The following is an 11,500-nucleotide window of genomic DNA, read 5'->3' as shown; positions in this document are numbered from 1 at the left end:
TTTATGATTATGTTTGATGACCGTATTAGTAAGCATTTAATCTAAATGGCAGTTACACAGAATCTGGGATGGTCTCGTAGAATGGGCTATTTTTATACATAAATAGTGGGTTACGCAATATTTAACCCACTTACGCTTGCTAAAAGCTATTAGACTTCAAGCTCGATATTAGGCTTAGAATAAATTTTTAAATATCCACCTACCTTAAAAAAACTATTATCAAAGTATTGTGGATAAGCTGCCTGAATATCTAAAGCTTTATCTTTAATATCTTGTTTCTCTTTATCACCTAGCGCCTTACTATAAGAGTCCAGTATTAAAAATGATCCTAAGTTCATCTCTAAATCATTCAAACGCATATGCTCCAAAAAACTATATCTTTCTATTAAAGCTTGATATTTATCTAGGTTATGCAGATAACCTTCTTTTCCACAAATACAGTTTATAGCTAAAACAGGTAACAGCTTTACTGGTACAAAACTTCTTACTAAACTGGCATACATTTTTTCATCATTTTCACTCAAATCATTCTTATCTTTAAGATAGCCCACGTCGAAAACTTTAGATTTATTATTTATATTATTCTTCGCTATAAACTTCAAAACCTGATATAAAACTCTAAAATATTGAGACAACTCAACCTCATTTAAAACATTTTTTTGCATCAGTTTTAAAACCTCTATATTTAAGTCATTTCCTTCCTTTTCTTTCCATTCTGGGTAAATATCTGAGATAACCAACTTATTAAATGAATCTAAACTACCTAGCCTTTCATCAATCTCATACCAAGATTTAAGCTTTTTATTATCTATATTTAACTCTCTTAATGTTTGATTATGTAAACCTAGTAGAGAATAGAATGTGGATTCAAATTTTTGCACTTCATAATTCTCTACTTGTTTTTCATGGGATTTTGCACTTTTCTTAAGAGCTTCACCAGCAATGTTTAGTTCTTCTTTTTGTAAGTCAAAGGTATCAAGCAAGATTACAAGTGACATAAAGGCAAGAAGTGCCCCTAATGTTCCACCTATATAAGAACCGAAGTATGCCCACTCTTCTTGCTCAGTACTCAGAAAATTTGGGAAATAGGTAATATTGAAAAAGTTAAAAAAGTAGATCCCTACTACAATTATTATCATTAGTACTGCTATTCTGATTGCATATCTTTTCCACCAAGATTTTTCAAACATTTATAATTTCTCGTTTAGTTAAAGTGATAGTTTTTTATAAGAAATTTTAATCATCATTTTATTTATAAGTCCGTAATTTTACCGTTAGCACCAATCAGTAGATACTAATTATTATCTAAAATTACAATACAAAAAAGGTGAGCCGAAGCCCACCTTTTTTACGTCTAAAACAATACTCTAAACGAACTTAGCTTATATCTTAGCGCAACCAAGCTCGGGCATTGCGGAACATACGCATCCACGCACCGTCCTCATCCCACGCTTCTGGTTTCCAGCTGTGGTTATACGCTTTTAGGTTACGCTCAGGATGCGGCATCATGATAGTGACGCGACCATCGGTGCTACATAGACCCGTGACACCGCCGATAGAGCCGTTGGGATTGAGCGGATAGGTCTCGGTTGGATGACCTTGGCTATCGACATAACGCATGGCGAGCTGACCGTGGTTTGCCATACCGTCGATCTCGGTATTGTCCAGTGTGGCATAGCCTTCACCGTGCGCCACAGCGATTGGCAAGATGCTGTCTTGCATGCCTTTGAACAGGATCGACTTGGTACGCTCGATTTTGACATTGACCGTACGCGCTTCAAAACGCGCCGATTTGTTAGCGACGAAGCGTGGGAAGTTTTCCGCCCCTGGGATCAGGTCTTTGAGCTGCGCCATCATCTGACAACCGTTACAGACACCCAAGCTAAAGGTATCTGGACGGGCAAAGAAGCGTACAAACTGCATGCGCAATTCGTCATGGAACAAGATAGAGTTGGCCCATCCCGAGCCTGCGCCGAGGACATCACCGTAGCTAAAGCCGCCACAAGCGACCAGACCATCAAAGTCGCGCAAATTGATGCGGCCTTCAAGTAAATCGCTCATGTGCACATCGACCGCTTCAAAGCCCGCTTGAGTAAAGCCTGCTGCCATCTCGGTCTGACCGTTGACGCCTTGCTCACGCAAGATGGCAACTCTTGGCGTGCTGTTATCAGAATCAGCACGGCTATTTACATAAGGCGCTTCAACCTTTTGATTCAGATCAAAGTTTGGCGCAGCGATCAGGCCTTTATGGCTCGCATCAGCAATCAAGTCATACTCTTGCTGTACGCACGCTGGGTTATCACGGCGACGCGCGATTTGATAGCTGACCTGAGTCCACGCTTGCTGCAATTCAGTACGGCTAAAGCGTAGGGTGTCATCACCCATGAGCGTTGGCGTTTGGATAAGGAGGCTGTCTTCTTCCGAGCTTTGACCGACGAGGCTGAGCATATCAGCGACGTTGAGCTCTTCTGCCAATTGCATTAAAGCTGCGACGTTTTCTGGCAATACTTGGATAACTGCACCCAACTCTTCACTGAACAGCTGACCAAGTAAGTTATCGTCATTTAATGACAGCTTGATACCCTGACGGCTGGTGAACTGCATCTCTGCGATGGTCGCTAATAGACCGCCATCACCGATATCGTGATAAGCGCTGATGACACCTTGCTCATTACCCGCTTGGATAAAGTTAAAGAAGTCGACCAAATCACTTGGCTGCGCTAAATCTGGGCAGTCGTTGCCTAGTTGGCTAAGCGTTTGCGCAAGGATCGAACCGCCTAGACGCAACTTGCCTTTTGACAAGTCAATACGATAGAACGCGCTGTCGCCATTGATTAGCTCAGGGGTTAGCGTTTTTGCTACGTCAACGACAGGGGCAAACGCAGTCACGACCAAGCTCATTGGCGACACGACTGATTTGTCTTGATTTTTACCATTCTCGTTATCAGTCCAGTTGGCACGCATAGATAAGGAGTCTTTACCAACAGGGATAGCGATACCGAGTGCTGGGCATAGCTCTTCACCAACGGCATGTACAGCATCGAACAATGCAGCATCTTCTACGTCATCACCACACGCTGCCATCCAGTTCGCTGACATCGTGATATCAGACAATTGAGCGATACGCGCACCAGCGATGTTAGTAATCGCCTCACCGACTGCTAGACGCGCAGAGGCTTTTGGACTGATAAGTGCAACAGGCGTACGCTCGCCGACACTCATTGCTTCGCCAGTCATTGGCTGACCATCTAATGCCACTAAGCCAGAAGCCGTCACTGCACAATCTGATACAGGCACTTGATAGCGACCCACATACTGATCACGCACGACCATACCTGTGATAGAACGGTCACCAATGCTAATCAAGAATGATTTGCTAGCGACAGTTGGGTGACGCAATACATCGGTAATTGACTCGGCTAGATTAACTTCACCAAGCTCTAATGCTGGTAACGTGCTATCAGTACGCTCAAAGCTACGCTGCATTTTTGGTGTACCGCCGAGCAGTACTTGCATCGGCATATCGACTGGTTGCTCGTCCAATAGCTCATCATCAACGATTAGCTGACGGATATCCGTCGCCTCGCCCAAGATGGCATATGGGCAGCGCTCACGGGCACAGATGGCGTCAAACTGATCTTTGCTCTCTGGGCGAATCGCCAGCACATAACGCTCTTGCGCTTCGTTTGACCAGATAGCCATTGGTGACATGCCAGCTTCTAACGATGGAATCTTACGCAAGTTCAGATGCGCGCCCATTTCATGGTCATTGACCAGTTCTGGCATCGCGTTAGACAAACCACCTGCCCCTACATCATGTAGTGAGACAATTGGGTTGCCGTCTTTACTGTTATTACTTACATCGACATCATCGCCCGCTAGTGCCCAGCAGCGATCAAGGACTTCTTGGCAACGACGCTCCATCTCAGCGTTATCGCGCTGAACTGAAGCAAAGTCTAAGCCTTCATCAAGGTCACCACTATCGACCGACGATGCGGCACCGCCGCCCAGACCGATTTGCATCGCAGGGCCACCAAGGACGATGAGCAAATCACCTTTTTGGATGGCATTTTTTTCAATCAGGTTGCGTTTGATATTACCGTAACCACCTGCCAACATGATTGGCTTGTGATAGCCGCGCATCTCGCTACCGTCTTTTGCCGCAGAGGTATCTAGCTGAAAACTACGGAAGTAACCGCATAGGTTTGGACGACCAAATTCGTTTGAGAAATTGGCTGAGCCTAATGGCGCTTCGGTCATGATCTCAAGGCTGGTAGCCATACGATCTGGCGTACCATAATCCTGCGTGCTCAATTGACCTGACTGCTCCCACTTTTCGCTAAGCTCTGGGATATGCAGATGTGACACATGGAACCCTGTTAGACCCGCTTTTGGCTTACCGCCACGACCAGTCGCACCTTCGTCACGAATCTCACCGCCCGCACCTGTTGCCGCACCAGAATAAGGGGCAATCGCTGTTGGGTGGTTATGCGTCTCAACTTTCATTAAGATATCGATGTTCTCTTGATGAAAGTCGTAAGGATGGATTGAATTGGCATCCATCGCGTCGGTCGGGATAGGATAAAAACGCATGCCATCAGACCCTGCCATGACCGCAGCATTGTCTTTATACGCTGACAAGATGCCTTGTGGATTAGACTGGTACGTGTTTTTAATCATTTGGAACAGTGATTTTGGTTGTACTTCACCATCAACTGTCCACTGAGCATTGAAAATCTTATGACGGCAATGCTCTGAGTTGGCCTGTGCAAACATCATCAGCTCAACGTCAGTTGGGTTGCGTTTCAACTCATTGACATAGGCATTCATCAGATAGTCGATATCTTCACTTGATAACGCAAAGCCGAATTCTGTATTGGCAGACTCTAGTGCTGACTGACCTTGTCCGATCACGTCGATATGGTTCAATGAGGCTGGCGCTTGATCGTCAAACAATTTGCTCACATCGCTCAAGTCATAAACCAAGCTCTGAGTCATACGGTCAAACAATAACTGCTCAGCGTCTACTGGTAGTTTTTCGCCTGCTTCACCGTCTATTTTTTTATCGAGGGTTAACGTATAAACAACGACACGCTCAACACGATTGATCTCGATTTCACAGTTATTAAAGATATCGGTTGCTTTACTTGCCCATGGCGATATCGTACCAAAACGTGGCCCAACGATGACTTGTAGTTGGTTGTCTTGCGGCGCATTTAGCGTTGCTGACTGGTCAACCGCTAGTAAATCTAGCGCTTTTTTATGTTCATCACCAGATAGCTCTCGTGATAGCACATACACTTGCTGTGTACTTATTTGACTGACATTTAGCTCGGTTTTTTGCTGAAACTGACTGATGAGTTGCTGCGTCTGAAAATCGGTAAGAAACGGTTGTCCGGCGATGGTCATCATAAAGGCATAATCCGTAAGATCAAGGCATCTCTGCCATGCTAAGTAAATGGTCTGGGTATTATAACAAGAAGACCTGTAATAAGCAGGTCTAAACCGAGATAAATTGCCGATAAGTTGCGTTCTATCACTACTTATTATTTACTAATCGATAATTCAAAAAAGTATCTTTTTAAGTCGTTTTTGAATTATTCATCGAAAAATAGAACGCTCAAACCTACGCTGTCACAATTTTTACCTAACCTTCATATTCCTTACAAACACTCACATCGCATTACTGGGAACATATATAAATATAGGGTGACAACTCGGTATTCTAGTCTCAGTTGTTAAGGCGACGATGACGTTTAACCTTTACATATATATTTAAGAGTTAAACATAGCTAGCCTAAAGAAAAATTACTATAAATAATCAACTGTTCAATTCGGCTAATTAAAACAATGCTATATAAGCTCAATTAAAACACTATAAAAAAGGAAATTTATTATGAGTAGACAAGACCATATCGATAAAGTACAAGAACTGGTAAAAGAAGTGAAATTTGCCATGATGACCACTCGTACTCATGAAGGCCATTTACATGCCTGCCCAATGACCACTAGCGAGACGAGCATTGGCGCAAAAGAGATTTGGTTTATTGGTGATAAAACCACTGAGACCATCAAAGATATTGAAAAAGACCCACAAGTAAACTTGGCCTATGTCAGTCAAGATTCAAAAGATTATGTCTCAATTAACGGTAAAGCAGAATTGGTCGAAGACCAAGAGAAACTAGATGAGCTATGGTCGCCAATTTACAATGCATTTTATGAGCAAGGTAAAGAAGATCCAAATGTCCAATTAATCAAAGTCGTCCCACATGGTGCCGAATACTGGTTAAGCGGTAGCTCAGTCGTCAACATGTTTAAAATGACCACTGCTGCGGTAATGGATGGCAGAAAAGCGACTAACTTGGGTGAAAACAACTCAGTGACGCTATAAGTTGTCTGATTTATAAGTAGCAAAAACAAAAACGCCAGTGGCTAATGCGACTGGTGTTTTTTATTGTTTAAATTTTATGCTAACTATTTTTGTCTTATGGAGTTAACCGCTTTGCTTTAAATAAGGCCAAGCAGCTTTTAGATAGATCATCATCGACCATAAGGTAAGTATCACAGCGGCGACCATTAATACATAACCGATGGTTTCAAGCGACTGCCAATTAAGCAGTAGTACGGTAATCGCTACCATCTGAAACGTGGTCTTTAGTTTGCCCACATAAGATACCGCGACGCTAGTGCTTTTACCCAACTCTGCCATCCACTCACGTAACGCTGATACTGCGATTTCACGCGAGATAATGACGATAGCCGCTATCGCCATAATGATATTGGGATGCCACTGTACAAGGACGATGAGCGCTACAGCTACCATCAATTTATCAGCAACAGGGTCCAAAAAGCGACCAAAGGCTGACATGACATTAAGTTTACGAGCAAAATACCCATCAAGCCAATCGGTAATTGCGGCAATAATAAAGACGCCGGTCAATAATAAATGGCGCAACAAACTATCGCTAAACTCGCTCATCCCAACGCGCGCAATGACATTGTCTGAAATCGCAGGCATACCAATACCCATGGCTGGCGGCCAATAAGCAATCGCGACAAATAGCGGAATCATCAAGATACGCGCAATCGTAAGGTTGTTAGGCAAGTTAAAAATACTTTTGGTATTTTGCGAACTTGGCGGTTCTTCCTGCGTATGCAAATGCGTGCTGTCAGTCATGGCAAACCCAGTTTAATATGAACATAATAATGGCAGATAGCTTAGCATTTTTCGGACAAGGCGTCATGCCATCTCTGCAGCGATTGAGTTATCAAAGGTATCAAGAAAGGTATCAAGATTGTCTAGATGACCTCCTATCGACATAACGTATTGAAATTATTGGAAGCCTTTATGAATGATTTCATCATAGAGCTGCGCTACTTACTCTAAATATCAGTGCTTCATACCAGTCTTTGCGTCTTTTGGATTTTTACAACGTAATATACTGTAACCAAAACCGCCAGACAGCACTCAATTGCGCTATCATAGCGACTGTACCAGAACACTTGTACACTTAAATCAGTAAATATTAATAGCTAAGTAAATATCTCCACCTATTGTATTGATAATTATTACCCTTATAAATAGCAGTAGAGAGCACCAATAATTACAACAACTCTTGACCACGGCCTGTGTAGCTAATACATGACCCGTTTTCCTCAGCCCACAGTACCTCCTCTGTGGGCTTTTTTTTGCTTACGTTTTGCTAAATGTCGGGTTTTATACTTTCCAAATATCGCTTAAACACTAGCTTTGAAATAAGCCTCAGTTCTAAACAATGCAAAATAATGAGCATGGATTTTACGTTTGTTGCGTTTGCATGATTGCCTTAACAGTTTGCTTCGCTATTCGATAGCAGCTTTCAATATTACCTTTCGCACACCAGTCACCACTGACGATCCATTGCTTGGTTGCATCGATTAATATGCCTAGCTCTTCAGCATCTGTGTTCACTACAGTTGCCGCATAACGCCAACGATGGCAGTCTGTTTGGCTAGGTGCGCTAGCTTCGTTCCAGTTTAATGCTTGTTTTGCCGCCTGTAATAATTGTTCTTCGACTGACTCCATATCGTCATCGACGTGAGCTTCTGACCAGTCATTACGTGCATGAATGGTGATACTTGGTAGTAGCTCACCATGGGCAGGTTTTTGATGCTCAATAAATATTCTATCGAGAATAGCGCTATTTAAATAAGCGACATCCCATTGCGGTGTTAGCTGGCCATTTAATGTTTCAGGTAGTTTTTGCACATCATCCCAACCAAGCATCAGCGTATAGCAGGCTTGCATTTGTGGTTTAGTAATTTTGTCTTGCTGACTAAACTTACTATTTGCCATCAACTCTACCGCCTGACCATTTGGCGCTGTGCAAATAACCCAATCAAACCAGCCCAGACTGGCTCCAGTTTCGTCAAATAGCTCAGTTTGCTTGCTGTTTTGATTAAAAATTTGGATCTGAGACCGCTGCTGATTTTGAGACTGCAAATACTGAGTGAGCGGTGCGACACGGGTCTTAAATATTATGGTCGTATGCTTGAGCGCGGCGGCCAATTCACGGCCCCAACTGGTCATTTTTGGTTTACTGATATAGCGTGCATGCACCGCGTCCCATTGCTCTTTGCTTTGGATATTAGGCGACTGCTCATTGTTACTTGCAGGAGTTAATTCAACCACTTCGGCACACCACGGCTGTAGCAACCCTGTATCCAACCAAGGCGCGATAAACTGTTGAAAGTCAGCAGTTTTCGCAGTAAAAAACTGTGCGCCGAACGACCATTGCCAGTTTTTACCAGTCTCACTATCGCTGCGATAGCGGGTCGCTAAACGGCCCACACTACGTGATTTTTCGAAGATAGTGATTTGCGGGGTATTGCCTGTCTGGTTTGACGCGCGCTCTAATAGTGTTGCTGTGAGCAATCCAGTTAGGCCACCACCGATGATGGCAATTTTTGGGTCAGATAGAACAGTTGAGCACAAAGCATGATCAGTCATAATGACAGTAGACCTTATAAAGTATTTATGAGTCGCTACTATATTAATTAGTTAGCCTAGTAAGTACCGAGTGGCTCGTCAATTAATCCTCAATTAAAATGGTAGCGATGTTATCTTATTAGCATTATTGAACCTTCAAAATGCGCCAATATCAATATCGTCTACGTAAAAAAGCCATGCTATTCTCGATAACATGGCTTTTATTCAACTTTAATATACAAATATCAATGGCTAGTACTGAATAACTATCCTTAATACTGCAGGTTCGTTATCAGGCTAACTTACTCTCCGCGGCCCGCTTTGACTTCTTCAACCAAGTCATTAATCACTGAGCTATCGGCAAGCGTAGATAGGTCGCCCAGTCCCACATATTGACCTGCTGCAAGGTTACGCAAGATACGGCGCATGATTTTTCCTGAGCGCGTTTTTGGTAGTGCATCAACCATATAGATGGCATCCAAAGTCGCAATTGGTCCAATCTCGGCACGCACATGACGTTTTAGTTCTGCTTTTAGATCGTCAGTTTTTTCTTCACCTGACTTTAGAATGATAAATGCACAGATACCTGTACCGCGTATCTCATGCGGCATACCAACAATTGCAGCTTCAGCAGTTGCAGGATGCGCAACCACGGCACTTTCAATCTCTGCTGTGCCCAAGCGATGCCCTGCCACGTTGAGTACATCGTCGACACGACCAGTAATCCAGTAATGCCCATCTTCGTCACGCTGAGCGCCATCACCTGTAAAATAGTGACCCGGATAATCGCTAAAGTAAGTCTTTAAGAAACGTGGATGGTCATTGTAGATAGTACGCATTTGCCCTGGCCAGCCGCTACTGATCACCAAATTGCCTTCTGCTGGGCCTTCTAAAATCGCACCATCGCTATCAACGACTTCTGGTTTGACACCATATAGTGGTGTCATTGCCGCGCCCGGTTTGAGATCGACCGTGCCTGGTATTGGTGCCATTAAGATGCCACCAGTCTCGGTCTGCCACCATGTATCGACGATAGGACATTTACCATCACCGACGACATTGTAGTACCAGTCCCACGCTTCTGGGTTGATCGGCTCACCGACCGAACCTAGCAGACGCAAACTAGAACGATCCGACTCTCGAACAAAAGCATCGCCCTCTTTCATCATCGCGCGAATGGCTGTCGGTGCAGTGTATAAAATAGTCACGTCATGCTTATCGATAATATGACCGATACGTGCCCATGTTGGATGCTCTGGCACACCTTCGAACATTACCGTCGTCGTGCCATTGGCCAGTGGTGCATAGGTTGAATACGTGTGGCCAGTAATCCAGCCCACATCTGCTGTACACCAGTAGACGTCATCTTCTTTGATATCAAAAACATCACGGAACGTTGAGATAGCATAGGTGATATAGCCGCCTGTAGTATGCACTACACCTTTTGGCTTACCAGTCGAGCCAGAAGTATATAATAAAAATAGTGGGTCTTCGGCATTCATAACTTCAGGCTCGCAGATCTCTGATTGACCATCGACCAAATTGTGATACCACACATCACGGCGCCCACTCATCGGTATAGAGTTACCCGTACGATGAACGACAATGACTTTTTCGACACTCTCAGTGCCATCCATGTCGAGTGCGTGATCGACATTGGCTTTGAGCGGTGTGTGCTTGCCGCCGCGTAAACCTTCGTCAGCGGTAATAACAACTTTTGAGCGACTGTCTATCAAGCGATTACCCAAACTCTCGGCAGAAAAACCACCAAACACCACTGAATGTACCGCACCGATACGCGCACATGCCAGCATCGCTACCATGGCTTCCGGTATCATCGGCATATATAGCGTTACGCGGTCACCTTTTACAACGCCAAGCTTGCGCAATGAATTACCTAAGCGGCAGACAGCTTCGTGCAATTCTTTAAAAGAAATAATTTTGTGCAATGAAGGGTGATCACCTTCCCAAATGATAGCAGGCTTGTATGGGTTTTCTTCAAGGTGACGATCAAGACAGTTGACTGAAATGTTCAGCTCACCATCTTCAAACCATTTGATGCGAAAATCATCTAAGTCATAATTGACGTTACTGACCTTGGTTGGTTTTTTTATCCAGTCGATTAGCTCAGCACGCTTCGCCCAAAAAGCATCAATTGCTTCGGGTGATTCGATAGATTGCTGGTAGTCTGTAAGGTACTTATCAGGTGTGGTATTGGCAGCAGCCATAAACTCGGCTGAGATAGGAAATGATTTCTGAGTCATAGTGTTGGGTCCCTTTTAATTATTATGACCTACACGGATAAACGTCTATGACGCGCCCCATGTAAGCGATAAGAGTCATCTTCCATAATGTGTGACACTCATCGTTAGTTTGACAAATAAGCGTGACGGTTGCAAGACATCAAAAGCCAAACATAACAATTTCACTGTACATCTGTATGTTTAGATAATTATACCCCACTCTCAACTTGAAATAAGCAAATCAAACTGAAGAGGCGGATTACCAAGTTTTTTGTTGAGTACAAAGCAC

At 43.7% G+C, this 11,500-nt stretch carries 6 protein-coding genes; 1 reads left to right on the top strand and 5 read right to left on the bottom strand.

The genetic code is table 11. The annotated features are described in order from the left end of the window. Nucleotides 1–149 precede the first annotated feature (149 nt). Together I3249_RS12540 and purL are read right to left on the bottom strand one after the other, a co-directional pair. Nucleotides 150–1,190 carry a putative phage abortive infection protein gene (locus I3249_RS12540; RefSeq protein ID WP_238070179.1) on the bottom strand — a complete coding sequence of 347 codons (1,041 nt, stop codon included), beginning with the start codon at nucleotides 1,188–1,190 and terminating at the stop codon, nucleotides 150–152. 199 nt (nucleotides 1,191–1,389) lie between these two features. Then, a complete protein-coding gene (gene purL / locus I3249_RS12535; protein WP_238070178.1) occupies nucleotides 1,390–5,412 on the bottom strand; it encodes a phosphoribosylformylglycinamidine synthase in 4,023 nt (1,340 codons plus the stop codon). A gap of 484 nt (nucleotides 5,413–5,896) precedes the next feature. Here purL and I3249_RS12530 point away from each other — a divergent pair, with 484 nt between their 5' ends. Then, entirely contained in the window at nucleotides 5,897–6,391 is a 495-nt protein-coding gene (locus I3249_RS12530) for a pyridoxamine 5'-phosphate oxidase family protein (protein ID WP_238070177.1), read from the top strand. Between the two features lie 102 nt (nucleotides 6,392–6,493). Here the strand turns inward: I3249_RS12530 and pgsA are convergent, their stop codons facing one another. The 3 genes from pgsA to acs form a co-directional block, all read right to left on the bottom strand. Then, nucleotides 6,494–7,177, bottom strand: coding sequence for a CDP-diacylglycerol--glycerol-3-phosphate 3-phosphatidyltransferase (gene pgsA / locus I3249_RS12525; RefSeq protein WP_057758088.1), 684 nt, complete (start codon nucleotides 7,175–7,177; stop codon nucleotides 6,494–6,496). 621 nt (nucleotides 7,178–7,798) lie between these two features. Then, on the bottom strand, nucleotides 7,799–8,989 hold the full coding sequence (locus tag I3249_RS12520) for an NAD(P)-binding protein (RefSeq protein ID WP_238070176.1): 1,191 nt from the start codon (nucleotides 8,987–8,989) through the stop codon (nucleotides 7,799–7,801). Nucleotides 8,990–9,270: 281 nt separating this feature from the next. Further along, on the bottom strand, nucleotides 9,271–11,232 hold the full coding sequence (gene acs, locus I3249_RS12515; RefSeq protein ID WP_165597556.1) for an acetate--CoA ligase: 1,962 nt from the start codon (nucleotides 11,230–11,232) through the stop codon (nucleotides 9,271–9,273). Nucleotides 11,233–11,500 lie beyond the last annotated feature (268 nt).

The sequence above is a fragment of the Psychrobacter sp. Ps1 genome (assembly GCF_022129425.1).
In the GTDB taxonomy this organism is placed as follows: domain Bacteria; phylum Pseudomonadota; class Gammaproteobacteria; order Pseudomonadales; family Moraxellaceae; genus Psychrobacter.
This window is presented reverse-complemented; position numbering and strand designations above follow the sequence as displayed.

What these genes read in the sequence shown, in the direction of transcription:
- purL (WP_238070178.1), bottom strand. Translation starts at nt 5,412, where the DNA reads ATGATGACCATCGCCGGACAACCGTTTCTTACCGATTTTCAGACGCAG.
- I3249_RS12530 (WP_238070177.1), top strand. Translation starts at nt 5,897, where the DNA reads ATGAGTAGACAAGACCATATCGATAAAGTACAAGAACTGGTAAAAGAA.
- acs (WP_165597556.1), bottom strand. Translation starts at nt 11,232, where the DNA reads ATGACTCAGAAATCATTTCCTATCTCAGCCGAGTTTATGGCTGCTGCC.
- I3249_RS12520 (WP_238070176.1), bottom strand. Translation starts at nt 8,989, where the DNA reads ATGACTGATCATGCTTTGTGCTCAACTGTTCTATCTGACCCAAAAATT.
- I3249_RS12540 (WP_238070179.1), bottom strand. Translation starts at nt 1,190, where the DNA reads ATGTTTGAAAAATCTTGGTGGAAAAGATATGCAATCAGAATAGCAGTA.
- pgsA (WP_057758088.1), bottom strand. Translation starts at nt 7,177, where the DNA reads ATGACTGACAGCACGCATTTGCATACGCAGGAAGAACCGCCAAGTTCG.